Origin of the sequence: Agromyces albus, from assembly GCF_030815405.1 — a bacterium.
In the GTDB taxonomy this organism is placed as follows: domain Bacteria; phylum Actinomycetota; class Actinomycetes; order Actinomycetales; family Microbacteriaceae; genus Agromyces; species Agromyces albus_A.
Window position 1 is genome coordinate 2,831,074 of the sequence record NZ_JAUSWX010000001.1, and the last position, 13,362, is coordinate 2,844,435.

At 72.0% G+C, this 13,362-nt stretch carries 17 protein-coding genes; 7 read left to right on the forward strand and 10 right to left on the reverse strand.

Features of this window, described 5'->3' with window-relative positions:
* The first annotated feature begins 47 nt into the window (after positions 1-47).
* The 3 genes from QFZ29_RS13315 to QFZ29_RS13325 all read left to right on the forward strand — a co-directional run bounded on the left by QFZ29_RS13315 (position 48) and on the right by QFZ29_RS13325 (position 3,061).
* Positions 48-551: a GNAT family N-acetyltransferase gene (locus tag QFZ29_RS13315; protein WP_306894534.1), complete on the forward strand. Its 504-nt coding sequence runs from the start codon at positions 48-50 to the stop codon at positions 549-551.
* Positions 552-636: 85 nt separating this feature from the next.
* Positions 637-2,001 carry an FAD-binding oxidoreductase gene (locus QFZ29_RS13320; RefSeq protein WP_306894535.1) on the forward strand — a complete coding sequence of 455 codons (1,365 nt, stop codon included), beginning with the start codon at positions 637-639 and terminating at the stop codon, positions 1,999-2,001.
* A 58-nt stretch (positions 2,002-2,059) separates the two neighbouring features.
* Entirely contained in the window at positions 2,060-3,061 is a 1,002-nt protein-coding gene (locus QFZ29_RS13325) for a nucleoside hydrolase (protein WP_306894536.1), read from the forward strand.
* Between the two features lie 22 nt (positions 3,062-3,083).
* Here QFZ29_RS13325 and QFZ29_RS13330 read toward each other — a convergent pair whose 3' ends face one another.
* Complete coding sequence (locus QFZ29_RS13330; RefSeq protein ID WP_306894537.1) at positions 3,084-3,665, reverse strand: NUDIX hydrolase family protein; 582 nt, start codon at positions 3,663-3,665, stop codon at positions 3,084-3,086.
* 124 nt (positions 3,666-3,789) lie between these two features.
* Between QFZ29_RS13330 and QFZ29_RS13335 the strand changes: the two genes are divergently transcribed.
* Positions 3,790-4,437, forward strand: coding sequence for an alpha/beta hydrolase (locus tag QFZ29_RS13335; protein WP_306894538.1), 648 nt, complete (start codon positions 3,790-3,792; stop codon positions 4,435-4,437).
* A 53-nt stretch (positions 4,438-4,490) separates the two neighbouring features.
* Here the strand turns inward: QFZ29_RS13335 and QFZ29_RS13340 are convergent, their stop codons facing one another.
* Positions 4,491-4,883: a DUF5997 family protein gene (locus QFZ29_RS13340; RefSeq protein WP_306896724.1), complete on the reverse strand. Its 393-nt coding sequence runs from the start codon at positions 4,881-4,883 to the stop codon at positions 4,491-4,493.
* Positions 4,884-4,967: 84 nt separating this feature from the next.
* On the opposite strand from QFZ29_RS13340, the gene QFZ29_RS13345 reads away from it, so the two are divergent.
* Genes QFZ29_RS13345 through QFZ29_RS13355 form a run of 3 tightly spaced genes read left to right on the forward strand, consistent with a single transcriptional unit; the run spans position 4,968 to position 6,584 of the window.
* The gene (locus QFZ29_RS13345) at positions 4,968-5,486 is read left to right on the forward strand and encodes a LysR family transcriptional regulator substrate-binding protein (protein WP_306894539.1); all 519 of its coding nucleotides are present in this window, start codon (positions 4,968-4,970) and stop codon (positions 5,484-5,486) included.
* Entirely contained in the window at positions 5,413-5,853 is a 441-nt protein-coding gene (locus QFZ29_RS13350; protein ID WP_306894540.1) for a hypothetical protein, read from the forward strand. Before QFZ29_RS13345 ends, QFZ29_RS13350 begins: the two co-directional genes overlap by 74 nt.
* Positions 5,850-6,584, forward strand: a complete 735-nt coding sequence (locus QFZ29_RS13355) for a glutamine amidotransferase (RefSeq protein WP_306894541.1) — start codon at positions 5,850-5,852, stop codon at positions 6,582-6,584. Before QFZ29_RS13350 ends, QFZ29_RS13355 begins: the two co-directional genes overlap by 4 nt.
* A 25-nt stretch (positions 6,585-6,609) precedes the next feature.
* Here QFZ29_RS13355 and QFZ29_RS13360 read toward each other — a convergent pair whose 3' ends face one another.
* From QFZ29_RS13360 to QFZ29_RS13395, 8 genes are all read right to left on the reverse strand, one after another.
* Positions 6,610-7,611 (reverse strand): proline racemase family protein, encoded by a 1,002-nt coding sequence (locus QFZ29_RS13360; RefSeq protein WP_306894542.1) that lies wholly within the window; start codon positions 7,609-7,611, stop codon positions 6,610-6,612.
* A 7-nt stretch (positions 7,612-7,618) separates the two neighbouring features.
* The gene (locus QFZ29_RS13365) at positions 7,619-8,551 is read right to left on the reverse strand and encodes a dihydrodipicolinate synthase family protein (protein ID WP_306894543.1); all 933 of its coding nucleotides are present in this window, start codon (positions 8,549-8,551) and stop codon (positions 7,619-7,621) included.
* A complete protein-coding gene (locus tag QFZ29_RS13370; RefSeq protein WP_306894544.1) occupies positions 8,548-10,038 on the reverse strand; it encodes an NAD(P)/FAD-dependent oxidoreductase in 1,491 nt (496 codons plus the stop codon). Before QFZ29_RS13370 ends, QFZ29_RS13365 begins: the two co-directional genes overlap by 4 nt.
* A complete protein-coding gene (locus tag QFZ29_RS13375; RefSeq protein ID WP_306894545.1) occupies positions 10,035-10,358 on the reverse strand; it encodes a (2Fe-2S)-binding protein in 324 nt (107 codons plus the stop codon). Before QFZ29_RS13375 ends, QFZ29_RS13370 begins: the two co-directional genes overlap by 4 nt.
* Positions 10,355-11,578, reverse strand: coding sequence for an NAD(P)/FAD-dependent oxidoreductase (locus tag QFZ29_RS13380; RefSeq protein WP_306896726.1), 1,224 nt, complete (start codon positions 11,576-11,578; stop codon positions 10,355-10,357). The genes QFZ29_RS13375 and QFZ29_RS13380 overlap by 4 nt, the downstream gene beginning before the upstream one ends.
* Before the next feature lie 81 nt (positions 11,579-11,659).
* Positions 11,660-11,932, reverse strand: a complete 273-nt coding sequence (locus QFZ29_RS13385) for a GlsB/YeaQ/YmgE family stress response membrane protein (RefSeq protein WP_306894546.1) — start codon at positions 11,930-11,932, stop codon at positions 11,660-11,662.
* A gap of 131 nt (positions 11,933-12,063) precedes the next feature.
* On the reverse strand, positions 12,064-12,846 hold the full coding sequence (locus tag QFZ29_RS13390; protein ID WP_306894547.1) for a YidC/Oxa1 family membrane protein insertase: 783 nt from the start codon (positions 12,844-12,846) through the stop codon (positions 12,064-12,066).
* Positions 12,847-12,946: 100 nt separating this feature from the next.
* Positions 12,947-13,243 carry a DUF6412 domain-containing protein gene (locus tag QFZ29_RS13395; protein ID WP_306894548.1) on the reverse strand — a complete coding sequence of 99 codons (297 nt, stop codon included), beginning with the start codon at positions 13,241-13,243 and terminating at the stop codon, positions 12,947-12,949.
* Between the last annotated feature and the right edge of the window lie 119 nt (positions 13,244-13,362).

Genomic DNA, 13,362 nt, shown 5'->3' on the forward strand with positions numbered 1-13,362 from the left:
ATGCCCGTCGATTTCGTCTCCAGCGCGGCCTGGCTTAGCCTCGTGACATGAGCACCAATGTGGTTGTCGAAGCCGTCGTTCGTCCCATCCGCGATTCCGATGTGGAGGCCCTCGGCCGCGTCCACGCCACCTGCTGGCACGAGACATACGATCACCTTATCAGCGCAGCGGCGTTTGAGCACCTGTCACCGCGCCGCATGGCGGAGCTCTGGACCCACATGGCCGCCCGCGGCGAGGAGTACTCGCAGTTCGCTGCGCTCGTCAACGGCGAGATCGTCGGCTTCGTCGGATCCGGCCCCGCGCGCGACGAGAACCCTCCGCGTGAGCGCGAGCTCTTCTTCATCTACCTGCTCGACGCCTACCACGGCACGGGCATCGGCCAGAAGCTCTTCGACGCGGCGGTCGGCACCAATCCCGTCTACCTGTGGGTCGCGTCCGACAACCCGCGGGCGCACCGTTTCTACGCCCGCAACGGCTTCGTCGCCGACGGAGCCGAGCAGGTGCAGCCGTTCCTCGGCGAGGAGATCCACGAAGTCCGACTCGTGCGCTGAACCCTCGGCGGTTCCATCTCGCGGTGGGGGTCGGTAGCGTGAGCCACGTCGGTGATCGATCGACGGATGCCTCGGGAGGACCTCGATGAACGACGCAGCGTCCCACGCCGCGCTCGACTCGCTCGGCACGAGTCTCGGCGATCGACTCACGTTCCCCGGCGACCCCCTCTGGGACGCCGTGCGCTCGCCGTGGAACCTCGCGGTCGACCAGCGCCCCGCCGCGGTCGCCGTTCCCGCCGACGTCGACGAGGTGCGCGCTCTGCTCGAGGCCGCGCGGGCCGACGGCCTGCAGCTCGCCGTGCAGCCCTCGGGCCACGGCGCATCCGGCTCCCTCGAGGGCACGGTGCTCGTGCGCACCTCGGCGTTCCGCGACGTCGAGGTCGACACCGAAGCCCGGGTGGCCCGCGTCGGCGCAGGGGCCAGCTGGGGCGCTGTGCTCGACGCGCTCGCCGGCAGCGGGCTCGTCCCGGTCACCGGCACGAGCCGCATCGTCAACGCCACCGCCTTCACGCTCGCGGGCGGCAACTCCTGGTTCGCCCGCTCGCTCGGGTTCGCCTCGAGCTCGCTGCGCGCGGTCGAGCTCCTCACCGCCGATGGGCGACACCGGTGGGTGCGCGACGCCGACGAGCCCGAGCTCATGTGGGCGCTGCGCGGCGCCGGCGGGGCGTTCGGCATCGCGACCGCGATCGAGATCGACCTGCACCCGGCGCCCGTGATCTCGGGTGGCCGCATCGTCTTCGACGGATCCGATGTCGCGGCGGTGTTCCGCGCCGTCGTTGCAGCCGGCCGTACTGCACCCGACTCGCTCGCCCTGCATGCCGGTGCGATGCGCCTGCCCGACATCGCGCAGGTGCCGCTGCACTTGCGCGGCACCACCGTCGTGACCGTCGAGACGGTGCAGCTCGGCGAGCCCGAGGCGGCCGCCGCGGCACTCGATTCGATCCGATCCTCCGGCACCGTCGTGCTCGACACCGTCGGGCGCGTCGACGTCGAGCTCCTCGGCGTCGTCGCCGAGGAACCGACCGATCCGTCTCCGGGCTTCGCATGGTCTGCGCTCGCCGAGCTCGACGACGAGGTCATCACCCGCCTGGTGACGACGTGGGAGTCAGCCGAGTCGCGCGCCGTCGTAGCGATCTCGCTCCGCATGCTCGGCGGTGCACTCGCGGCGCCGCCGCAGCGCCCCGGCATTGCTGGCGTCGTGAGCGCGCCCCACTTCGTGAGGGCTCGTGCGATCGGCCGGCCCGAGTTCGAGGCTGCCGCCGAGCAGGGCTTCACGGCCTTGCGCGCGGCGCTCGGGCCCGCGGCATCCGACCGCACGCTCTGCACCTTCCTCGCGCCCGGCGTCGGCTATGCGGGCGCCTACGCGCGGGCCGATGTCGCTCGCGCTGCCCGGGTCAAGGCCACGATCGACCCCGAAGACCGCTTCCGCGGCAATCGCGACTTCGTCTGAGCAGCGCCATGGGTTCGTGGCCCGCGACGACCCACGTCGAGGCGGTTAGGGTGAACGGATGACCATTCCCGTGATCCTCGACGTCGACACGGGAGTCGACGACGCCCTCGCGATCCTCGTCGCAGTGCGGCATCCCGGCATCGACGTGCTCGGCATCTCGTGCGTCGCCGGCAACGCCTCGCTCGCCCAAGTCGTCGACAACACGCTCCGCGTGCTCGACGCCGCGGGGGCACCAGAGATCCCCGTCGCCGCGGGTGCAGCCCGGCCGCTCCTCGAACCCCCGCGCTCCGCGTCGCACGTGCACGGCGCCGACGGCCTCGGCGGCACCGCCCTGCCGCCCACCGAGCGGCGAGCAGAGCAGGCCGGCGCCGTCGAGCTCATGCGCCGGCTCATCCTCGAGCACCCCACGCCCGTCACCCTCGTGGCACTCGCTCCGCAGACGAACCTCGCGCTCCTGCTGCGCACCCACCCCGAGGTCGCCGGGCGAATCGAGCGGATCGTCTTCATGGGCGGCTCGGCGAGCGTCGGCAACGCGAGCGCGGTCGCCGAGTTCAACGTCTGGCACGACCCCGAGGCCGCCGCGATCGTGCTCGACTCGGGCGTGCCCACCTACATGTACGGCCTCGACGTCTTCAACCGGGTGGCGATCGAGCACAAGCTCGCGCAATCGCTCGAGCACGGCGACGACGCGCTCGGCCGCGTGGTCGGCGCGTTGCTCGGCCATCGCATCGCCCTCTCGGCAGACGAGTCCGCCGAGTACACGGGTCTCATCGGCGACGCCGGGGCCGTGTGCTCCCTCGTCGACCCGGGCGCGCTCCGCACCGAACTGCGGCCCGTGCGCGTCGAGCTCGCCGGATACGCGCGCGGCCAGACGCTCGTCGACCTCCGCACGCATCCGGGCCAGGAGATCGGGCTCACGCCCGCCGACGAGTGGGCAGCCGTCGAGATCGCCCTCGACGTCGACGAGGCGCGCCTCACCGGTGTGTTCCTCGATGCGCTCGGGCTGGCCGCCTCGCGTTCCGGCGCCGGCGCTTCGCCGTCGCCCACGGCGGCCGCCTAGCTCCCCTACAGGGGCTTCGGACTCAGGGCAGCGCGCCGACCGAGGCGAGCGCCTGCCGCAGCAGTGCGCCGCGACCGCCCTCCATCTCGGCCGTGATCGATTCGCTCGCCGCTTCGGCCGGCGTCATCCAGGTCACCTCGAGCGCGTCCTGCCGCGGCTCGCACGTGCCGGTGACCGGCACGATGAACGCGAGCGACACGGCGTGCTGCCGTTCGTCGGTGAACGGCGAGATGCCCGGCATCGGGAAGTACTCGGCGACGACGCACGGCACCTGGCTCGCCGGCAGCATCGGGAACGCCATCGGCCCGAGGTCCTTCTCGAGGTGGCGGAACAGCGCATCGCGAATGGTCTCGCCGTACATGACGCGCCCCGACACGAGGGTGCGCGTCATCTCGCCGACCGCGTTCGCGCGCAGCAGCACGCCGACCTCGGTCACCTGGCCGAGTCCGTCGACGCGCACCGGCACCGCCTCGACGTAGAGGAGCGGCAGCCGGCCGCGCACCTCGGCGAGTTCGAGGTCGGTGAGCCAGCCCGGATTCGCGGGCGGCCGCACGACGGGTTCGTCGTCTGGGTTCCAGTCCGGGTCAGGGGTGCGCACGCTCATGGCTCGATTCTGCCTCACCCGCGCGCCGGGCGCGCAGGTCGGGGCGGGCAACCGCGCCGGGTACTGTCGAAGTCGGAGCGGTCGCGACGGCCCGCGGCATCCGCTCGACCCGATCGGAGGACCCATGACCGACGTGCGCATCGACGACGAGGCAGTGCTCTGGTCGGCCTCCGCAGCCGATCGCGAGGGGCGGCCGCTGCTCGTGCTGCTGCACGGCTACAACTCGAACGAGGGCGATCTCTTCGGGCTCACGCCCTACCTGCCGCTCGAACCGGCGGTCGCCTCGCTGCGTGCGCCGATCTTCACGGGCTACGGCCACGCCTGGTTCTCGCTCGTCGCCGAGGGCGCCGAGCTCTCGATCGAGGGCGCGGAGCTCGCGACGGCCGCGATCGTCGCGTGGCTCGACCGGGTGGCGCCCGATGCGAGCTCCGTCGGGCTGCTCGGCTTCTCGCAGGGCGGTGCGATGGCCATCGAGCTGCTCCGGCACGCGCCCGAGCGCTTCGCGTTCGCGGTGAGCCTCGCGGGATTCGCGCTCCCCGGCGATCGAGCAGGCGATGAGCGGATGTCGCAGCTCGCCCCGCCCGTCTTCTGGGGCCGCGGCACCGCCGACGACGTCATCCCCGCGGCATCCGTCGTGCGCACGCAGGCCTGGCTGCCGACGCACGCGGATCTCGACGAGCGCATCTACGAAGGGCTCGGCCACTCGGTGTCGGAGCGCGAGCTCGCCGACGCCGCGGCGTTCCTGCGGGCCCGGTACAGGCCGGCGGCCTGACCGGCCGAGTGCGAGCGCGAATACGAGCGCGACTGCGAATGCGGAGCGAGAGCTCAGACGCCCGCGCCGCCGCCGCCGCCACCGGGATTGCGGGCAGCGCGCTCGGCGTCACGCTCGACGACGCGGCGCTTCTCGGCGCGCACCGCGGCTTGCGTCGCCCGCTCGGTGACGAGCCACTGGGGCGGCGCGACGAGCAGGTCTTTGATCTGGGCGGTCGTGAGCGGCTCGGTGAGGCCGCCGCGAGCGAGGCCGGAGTTCGAGATGCCGAGCTTCGCGGCGACGACCGGTCGCGGGTGCGGGCCCTCGCGGCGCAGCACCTGCAGCCACTCGGGCGGGTCGGCGAGGAGCGCGTTCAGCTCGTCTCGCGTGACGACGCCCGTGCGGAACTCCTCGGGTGCAGCCTCGAGGAGGATGCCGAGCTTCTTGGCAGCGGTCTCGGGTTTCATCGTCTGGTCCTGGCTCACCCTCACACCGTAGCCCGTTCGGCTGGATGTGCCCACCGAGCCGCCCGTACGGCGATCGTCTACGCTGTGAGCAGGCCGCTCCACGTGTGGCCGCGACACGAGACGGGGGCCGAGGTGACGCTCAGGCTGCGCTACGTCGCCGGGGTGAGCCCAGCCAAGTGGCTCCGCGCCTGGGGCGATCGACGACCTGACCTGCCGGTCGAGGCGCTCCGCGTCGAGGAGCCCGCACAGCTCGTCGAACTCGTCGCCGGTGAGGCCGACCTCGCCTTCGTGCGGCTGCCAATCGACCTGACGGGCCTGCACTCGGTGCAGCTGTGGGAGGAGCTCGCCGTCGCGGTGCTGCCCAAGGAGCATCCGCTCGCCGAAGCCGAGGCGCTCACGGTCGCCGATCTCAAGGGCGAGCCGCTCGCACCCGCCCAGCCCGACGCGGCGATGACCATGGAGCTCATCGCGGCCGGCACCGGCCACGCGATCATGCCGCACGGCGTCGCACGGTTGCATCACCGCCGCGATGTCGTGGGCAGTGCCGGTGACGGATGCCGCTCCCACGCGCATCGCGCTCGTCTGGCGCGTCGATCGCGATGACGCCGACATCCAGGAGTTCGTGGCCGTCGTGCGCGGGCGCACGGCGCGCAGCTCGCGCCGCGAGGAAGACGAGGCGGCGGATGCAGAGGCCGCCGAGGCGGACGCCGACGGCAAGGGCAAGCCAGCCGGCAAAGGCGCGGGCAAGGGCGGCTCTGGCAAGGGCGGCGAGAAGGCCGGCTCGGGCAAGGGCGGCTCGGGCAAGGCCGGCTCGGGTGGCGCCAAGCCTCGCACGGGCGGCAAGGCGGCGAACCGCGGAGGGCGCGGCGCTGGAGGCGGCACCAAGAGCGGCCGGCCGGGCAAGGGCAGCAAGGGCGGCGCGCACGGCGGCGGCAAGGGCGGTCGAGGCCGAGGAGGCCGCGGCAGATGAGACCGTTCCTCTTCCTCTCGGCACGACCCGAGGTCGAGGCGGTCGGCCCCGAGTACGAGTCGGTGCGCCGCGCGATGGGCGTCGATGCCGGCCGGCTCGAGCACGTGCGCCTCGACATCGATCCGCTCGGCGACGTCCGTCTCGATTCCTTCGCGGGCATCGTCGTCGGCGGCAGCCCCTACAACGTCACGACGCCTGAAGACGGCAAGCACCCCGTGCAGCGCCGCGTCGAGTCCGACCTCGCCCGCCTCGCCGAGCAGGCGCTCGAGGCCGACCACCCGGTGCTCTTCACGTGCTACGGCATCGGCGTGCTCACGCGAGTGCTCGGCGGCACCGTCGGCACGCTGCACGGCGAGGACGCCGCCGCCGTCGAGGTCACGCTCACCGACGAGGGCTCGGCCGATCCGCTCGTCGGCGCGCTGTCCGAGCGATTCGACGCGCTCGTCGGCCACAAGGAGGCGACCGAGCGGCTTCCCGGCGACGCCGTGCTGCTCGCGTTCTCGGCCGGTTGCCCCGTGCAGATCTACCGCGTCGGGCGCAACGTCTACGCCACGCAGTTCCATCCCGAGGTCAGCGCGCAGGACTTCGTCGCCCGCGCGCACGTGTACCGCCATCACGGCTACTTCCCGGCGAGCGAGTTACGCGAGGTGAGCGAGCGGCTGGCTGCGGCATCCGTCACCGAACCGCAGCGCCTGCTGCACCGCTTCGTGCAGCTCGCCGACCACCGCTGAGCGCAGTGCTCCTCGGGGCCGGGAGCTAGAACTGGAAGCCGGTGGGGAACGGGTCGGCGGGGTCGAGCAGGTACTGGCCGGTGCCGGTCACCCACGCCCGGCCGGTGATCGTCGGGACGACCGCGGGTCGGCCGGCGACCTCGGTCTCGGCGATGAGGCGCCCGATGAAGCGGCTGCCGATGAACGACTCGTTCACGAAGTCGGTGTCGAGGGCGAGCTCGCCGCGAGCCCACAGCTCGGCCATGCGAGCCGAGGTGCCCGTGCCGCACGGCGAGCGATCGAACCAACCGGGGTGGATCGCCATGGCGTGGCGGGAGTGCTTCGCGTCGGAACCCGGCGCGATGAACTCGACGTGATTGCAGCGGTCGACCCCTTCGATCGACGGATGCCGCGGCGGCGCTGCCTCGTTGATCACCGCCATGATGGAGAGCCCCGCCGCGAGGATCTCCTGCTGGCTCGAGCGGTCGAACGGCAACCCGACGGCATCGAGGTCGACCATCGCGTAGAAGTTGCCGCCGAACGCCATGGAGTACGGCACGGTGCCGTAACCCGGCACCTCGATCGAGGCGTCGAGCACATCGACGTAGCTCGGCACGTTCTCGATGGTCACCGAGTCGGCATGGCCGTCGGAGACCTCCACTCGCGCGATGACGAGACCGGCCGGCGTGTCGAGCCGGATCTCGGTGACCGGCTCGACGACCTCGACCATGCCGGTTTCGACGAGCACGGTCGCGACGCCGATCGTGCCGTGGCCGCACATCGGGAGGCAACCCGAGACCTCGATGAACACGACGCCCCAGTCGCAATCGGGGCGCGTGGCCGGCTGCAGGATGGCGCCGCTCATCGCGGCGTGCCCGCGCGGCTCGTTCATGAGGAAGAGCCGCAGGTCGTCGAGGTGCTCCATGAAGTGGAGACGCTTCTCGTTCATGGTCGCACCAGGGATCACGCCGACGCCGCCCGTGACGACGCGCGTCGGCATGCCCTCCGTATGCGAGTCGACGGCGCTGATGATTCGCTTCGACTGCACAATGTCCTCAGCCCACCCGCGACGAGCGGGTCGCGATGTAGTCGAGCGCGTTCTGGGTGTCGCGGCGCACTCGCGCCTCGTGCTCGGCCGACAGGGGCCCGCGCGGCGGTCGCGTCGGTCCACCGTAACTCTGCCCCGCCAGGTCGATCGAGAGCTTGATGGCCTGCACGAACTCGGTCTTCGAGTCCCACCGGAACACCGGAACGAGGTTGCGGTAGAGCTCGCGCGCCTCGTCGATCCGGCCGTCCGTGACGAGCGTGTAGATCTCGACGGCCTCCTTCGGGAAGGCGTTCGGGTATCCCGCGAACCATCCGGTGGCGCCCACGACGAGCGACTCGAAGAGCAGGTCGTCTGCGCCGGCGATGACGTCGATATCGCACAGCTCCTGGATCTCGAGCACCCGCCGGATGTCGGTCGTGAACTCCTTGATCGCCACGACGTTCTCGAGCTGTGCGAGCTCGGCGACGAGGTCGGGCGTGAGGTCGACCTTCGTGTCGATGGGGTTGTTGTAGAGCATGATCGGCAGCCCCACTTCGTTCACCCTCGAGTAGTGCTCGATGACCTCGGCACGATTGGCGCGATAGATCGTGGGCGGCAGCAGGAGCACCCCGTCGGCGCCGTCCTCCTTCGCGTACTCGGCCCACTTGACGGCTTGGTGCCAGCCGACGCCGTGCACGCCGGCGACGACGAGACCCCGCCCTCCGACGGCCTCGACCGCGACCTTGATGACGTTGCGGCGCTCCTCGTCGGTCAGTGAGGAGTACTCGCCGAGCGATCCGTTGGGACCGACGCCGCGGCATCCGTTCTCGATCAGGAAATCGCAGTGCGCGGCGAACCGGTCGTAGTCGACGGCGAGCCCAGCGGGGGCCGAAGGGTCGGGGGTGAAGGCGAGCGTCGTGGCAACGACGACACCGCCGAGGTCGAACTTCTGCGTGGTCATGCGTGTCCTTTCGTGGACGTCGGTGCGTGGGAGCCGGCCTCGGCCGCGGGTCGGTCGGATGCTTCGCCGGCGGCGAGTTCGCCGAGGCGGATCGGTGCGGCGATGGGGCGTCGGTCGGTCGTGGATGCGTCGATGAGGCCGAGACGGCCGGATGCAGCATCCGTCGCCGCCTCGCCGAGGAGCGCCTCGACGGTGCGGCCGCAGATGCGGCCCTGGCAGATGCCGAGGCCGGCGCGAGTGGTGAGCTTCAGGGATCGCAGGCCGCTCGAGCTCGTGGCGGCTGCCGTGGCCATCAGGCGTCCATGGGACACCTCCTCGCAGCGGCACACGACCGTGTCGTCGGTGAGCCACCCGGTCCAGCCGGGCCGGATGCCGTGGGCGGCATCGAGGCGCGCGGCGAACGCGGCGAAGGTGCGCCGGGCCGCGGATGCCGCGCGCACGGCAGGATCGTCAGCGCGCCCGCCCGCTGCGCAGTGCCCGGCGAGCGTCCCCTCGGCGAGCGCGGCATCGGCGCCCCCGATGCCCGTGATCTCGCCCGCGGCGTACACGCCGGCGACGCTCGAGCACTGGGCGTCGTCGACGATCACGAACCGGTCGGGCGAGATTTCGCAACCGGCCGCAATGGGCAGCTCGAGTCGCGGAGTGAAGCCGTGGCTCACGCACGCGGCATCGGCTGCGACCCGCACCTCACTGCCGGGAATCGGATGCCACTGCGCATCGAGGTGCGCAACGGTCACGGACTCCACATGGTCCGTGCCGTGCGCGGCGACGACCGCACAACCGAGGCGATAGGGGATGCGGTGGCGCACGTGACTCGCGGCATAACCGGCGAGCTCGCCGCCCTTGGCCGCGACGCCGAGGAGCTCCCATGGCCGCGACAGCCAGCCGCGCGCGAGGGTCGTCGCGCGGGCGGCCTCGAACACGCCCGCGACCTGGGCGCCGGTGGCCACGAGCGACGCGGCGACGGGCAGCAGGAATGGGCCCGCGCCCGCGACCACGACGCGCCGGCCGATCGCGACGCGCTCGCCCTTGGCGAGCGCTTGCGCGGCGCCCGCCGTGAACACGCCCGGCAGGTCCCAGCCGGGGAACGGGAGCGTGCGATCGTGGGCGCCGGTCGCGAGCACGAGCGCGTCGGGGCGGAGCGTGCGAGGGATGCGATCGGTGCCGTCGGGCGGACCGATGAGCGCGTGCACGACGACCGCGCCGTCCGCGAGCTCGCCGGTCTCGATCGCCCACACCTGCGCACTCGTGACGATCTCGCAGCCGCGATCGGCCTCGAGTGCCGCTCGCAGCCTGGTGAACCTGCGCCAGCCGTGGTGAAGCCGCTGCTCGCGAGCGGAGGGACGCGACTCGGGCAGGTGCCGCCAGTATTGGCCGCCAACCTGGTCTGCGGCGTCGAGCAGGACGACGGATGCCCCGCGTTCGCGGGCGGCCCGCGCGGCGGCGAGCCCGGCGGGGCCCGCGCCGATCACGACGACGGTGCTCATGCGTTCGCCTCGGGGAGCCGGTCGTACTGGCTCGCGACGGCGTCGCCGTCGACGGCACGCCGCTGGCAGGCGCGAACATCGCGTTCGCCGTTCACGATCACGAGGCAGTCGAAGCACACGCCGATGCCGCAGAAGAGGCCCCGCGGACGGCCGCCGACGCTCGTGCGGCGCCACGCCAGCCGTCCGCTCGCGAGCACGATGCCCGCGATCGTCTGCCCCTGCACCCCGGTCATCGCCTCGCCATCGAGGATGATCTCCACCGCGTCGACCGGGGCGGGGCGGATCGGATCGTCGTCGGGGCGCAGCATCCGCGCCGTCATGGCGCCGCCTCGGCGAGGTGGCGCTGCAGGGTCGGCCGGTCGAGGCGGAACGGCGCGGCATCCGTCGGTACGGCACCACCGGTGAACCCGGCCGCGAGCATCGCGGCGGTCGCGAGCGACAGGCCGATGCCGGCGCCTTCGTGCCCGCTCGCATGCCAGAGCCCGGGCACGCGAGGGTCGGCGCCGATGACCGGCAGGTGATCTGGCATGTACGGTCGAAAGCCGCCATAGCTGCGCATGATGCTCGCGGCGGCGAGGAACGGGAACAGCCGCAGCGCCTTCGCCGCGAGCTCCCGCAACACGGCCACCCGGAGCCGTTCGTCGAACCCCACCTGCTCGCGACTCGAGCCGATGAGCACCGTGCCCGACGGGGTCGACTCCACGACGCTCGATGTCTGCAGCGCCGCGTCGCTCGATTGCGTGGCCGCGAAGTAGTCACCGTCGTAGACCTTGTGGAAGATCGCGTGCGGCATGCGCGTCGTGACGAGCACGACGCCGCGTCGCGGGCGCATCGGCAGGTCGGCGCCGAATGCCCGGGCGACCTCACCCGACCACGGGCCTGCCGCCACGAGCACCGAGCCGGCGGCGACGTCACCCGCCGTCGTGCGGACGCCCGTGATGCGTCCTGAGGCATCGCGGAGCGCACCCGTGACCGTGACGCCGACGCGCACCTCCGCGCCGCGCAGTCGCGCCGAGGCGAGCAGGGCCTCGGTCGCGATGACGGGCTGCACCTGGGCGTCGTCGGGGTAGTGCACGGCGGCGGTGATCGCGGGGTTCAACTGGGGCTCGAGGGCGCGGGTCTCGTCGACGTCGAGCGCGCGTGCGTCGACGCCGGCGGCACGTTGCGACGCCGCGAAGGCGAGCAAAGGCGCGGCACCGGCATCCGTCGTCGCGACCACGAGCCCACCCTTGCGCTCGTACTCGATCGCGGGGAACGAGGTGCCGAGCTCATCGGCGAGCTCGTCGGCGACCACGGGCCAGAGCGACGCCGCGAACTGCGCGAGACGCAACTCGGGGCCCGGCGCCTTGTCGGAGACCAGGAGGTTGCCCTCGCCGCGGGCGCTCGTGCCGGATGCCGCGGCCCCGCGCTCGAGCACGGTGACGCGCAGTCCGGCCATGGCGAGCGCACGCGCGCACGCGGCGCCGACGATGCCGGCACCCACGATCACGACGTCGCTCGACATGCGCTCCAAAATATCCCCTACGACGCGCCCGCCGATGCACCGCCGCGGCCGGAGACGGGAATGGGCGGATGCCTCCGAAGAGACATCCGCCCATGGCGGTTGGAGCTGTGGTGTCGACTAGGCCGTCCGGTCGCGGCTTCCGCGAGTGATGAGCCCGTAGATCAGCAGCACGATGATCGCGCCGCCGATCGCAAGAAGCCAGGTGCCGAGGTCCCAGAACTCTTCGAGGCCGACCCCGAAGAGGAGACTGCCGATCCAGCCTCCGAGGAGGGCCCCGACGACGCCGAGCAGCAGTGTGACGAACCAGCCGCCGCCTTGCCTGCCGGGCAGGATCAACTTGGCGATGGCTCCGGCGATGAGGCCGAGGATCAAGAACGCGAGGAAACCCATGCGATGCTCCTTCGTTTCGGGGTGTGTGCTCACGAAATCACAGTGAAAAAACGGCGGCAACCCCTTGTCCGAAGGCCTCGATTCGCGCTAGTGAGCCCGGAATCCCGCGGATCGGCTTGTTCGAGGGGCCGTCAGGCGGTCCGCGCCTCCGGAAGGGGGTACGCGCGCCGCAGCACCACGCGCTGCGCGAGCGTCCACGCCACCGTGACGAGGAGGTAGAGCGCCGCCGCGAGCGGTACGAAGACCGCGATCACCGCCGTGATGAACTGCAACAGCCCGAGCACGCGCGCCGCGCCGGGCCCCGCGAGCGGGGACGCGGGTGCTCCGGCCGGACGAGCCGCGGCGGCGGCATCCGGTCGAAGTGCGAACACCCGCCGCGTGGCCTCGCCGACGAGCACGATGCCCACGATGACGACGGCGAACACCATGACCGCGCCCGGTGCGAGGGAGCCGGCAACGACCGAGCCCGCGAGGCTCGAGCCGAGCGGAACCCCGAACAGGGTCTGCGCGAGGAGCTCGTTCGGATGACCTGCGATCGTCGGCAGGATGAAGAGCGCGTAGATGATGCCGACGATCGGCGCCTGGATGAGCATCGGCAGACAGCCGGCCAGCGGGGAGGTGCCCTCGTCGGAGTAGAGCGCCATCATCTCGCGTTGCAGGCGCTCGGGATTCTGCTTGTGGCGTCGCTGCAACTCGGCGAGCTTCGGGGCGAGGCGGGCGCGAGTGCGCTCCGCCTTCGCTTGCGAGATGCCCACGGGGATGAGCGCGGCGCGCACGAGCAGGGTGACGAGCACGACGGCTGCGGCTGCGCTCGAGACGCCGATGAGCGGTTCGAGCAGGCCGGCGAGGCCCATGAGCACGGTGTGGGCGCCGTCGAGAAAGGCGGCGATGGGCGGGAGGGCAGAGAGGTCCATGAGGGTTCCTTGCGGTCGAGGGATGTCGGAATCCGTCTGGCCGCGCGGTCACCTCATCGCCTCGTCGATGCGAGGTCGTGAGGGTCGACGCCGGATGTCGCTACGCGGCCGGGATGCCGCGGCCCGGCGCCCTCGGGCGGGCACGCCCCGGCGCGTCGGGCGTGATCTGCGCGAGCAACCGCCAGGGTTCGAGCGACTGCTTGAACCTCGTCGCGGCGCCGCTCGGGTCGGCCGCGACGATCGCCGGCAGCGCGTGGCAGGCCGTGACGACGATCGCGACGGCGGCGGCGCCGACGACGCCGACGCCGATGAGCAGGAGCGTCGCCTGCAGGTTCGACGCGAGCGAGACCTCGAGCGACGGCTGCGCGTAGCGGAACAGGGCCGTGAGCAGTTCCATCACACGCCTTCCGTTCCGGTGCGCCGCGCCCGTCGAGAACCTCGGTGCGACAACGGTAACACCGCGCGAAGCTTGCGACCCTGGACGTCACACGCTCGTGCGACCCGGATAACGTGTGC

What these genes read in the sequence shown, in the direction of transcription:
- QFZ29_RS13385 (WP_306894546.1), bottom strand. Translation starts at nt 11,932, where the DNA reads ATGGGTTTCCTCGCGTTCTTGATCCTCGGCCTCATCGCCGGAGCCATC.
- QFZ29_RS13355 (WP_306894541.1), top strand. Translation starts at nt 5,850, where the DNA reads ATGAGACCGTTCCTCTTCCTCTCGGCACGACCCGAGGTCGAGGCGGTC.
- QFZ29_RS13375 (WP_306894545.1), bottom strand. Translation starts at nt 10,358, where the DNA reads ATGACGGCGCGGATGCTGCGCCCCGACGACGATCCGATCCGCCCCGCC.
- QFZ29_RS13370 (WP_306894544.1), bottom strand. Translation starts at nt 10,038, where the DNA reads ATGAGCACCGTCGTCGTGATCGGCGCGGGCCCCGCCGGGCTCGCCGCC.
- QFZ29_RS13315 (WP_306894534.1), top strand. Translation starts at nt 48, where the DNA reads ATGAGCACCAATGTGGTTGTCGAAGCCGTCGTTCGTCCCATCCGCGAT.
- QFZ29_RS13335 (WP_306894538.1), top strand. Translation starts at nt 3,790, where the DNA reads ATGACCGACGTGCGCATCGACGACGAGGCAGTGCTCTGGTCGGCCTCC.
- QFZ29_RS13395 (WP_306894548.1), bottom strand. Translation starts at nt 13,243, where the DNA reads ATGGAACTGCTCACGGCCCTGTTCCGCTACGCGCAGCCGTCGCTCGAG.
- QFZ29_RS13340 (WP_306896724.1), bottom strand. Translation starts at nt 4,883, where the DNA reads ATGAAACCCGAGACCGCTGCCAAGAAGCTCGGCATCCTCCTCGAGGCT.
- QFZ29_RS13390 (WP_306894547.1), bottom strand. Translation starts at nt 12,846, where the DNA reads ATGGACCTCTCTGCCCTCCCGCCCATCGCCGCCTTTCTCGACGGCGCC.
- QFZ29_RS13365 (WP_306894543.1), bottom strand. Translation starts at nt 8,551, where the DNA reads ATGACCACGCAGAAGTTCGACCTCGGCGGTGTCGTCGTTGCCACGACG.
- QFZ29_RS13330 (WP_306894537.1), bottom strand. Translation starts at nt 3,665, where the DNA reads ATGAGCGTGCGCACCCCTGACCCGGACTGGAACCCAGACGACGAACCC.
- QFZ29_RS13350 (WP_306894540.1), top strand. Translation starts at nt 5,413, where the DNA reads ATGTCGTGGGCAGTGCCGGTGACGGATGCCGCTCCCACGCGCATCGCG.
- QFZ29_RS13320 (WP_306894535.1), top strand. Translation starts at nt 637, where the DNA reads ATGAACGACGCAGCGTCCCACGCCGCGCTCGACTCGCTCGGCACGAGT.
- QFZ29_RS13325 (WP_306894536.1), top strand. Translation starts at nt 2,060, where the DNA reads ATGACCATTCCCGTGATCCTCGACGTCGACACGGGAGTCGACGACGCC.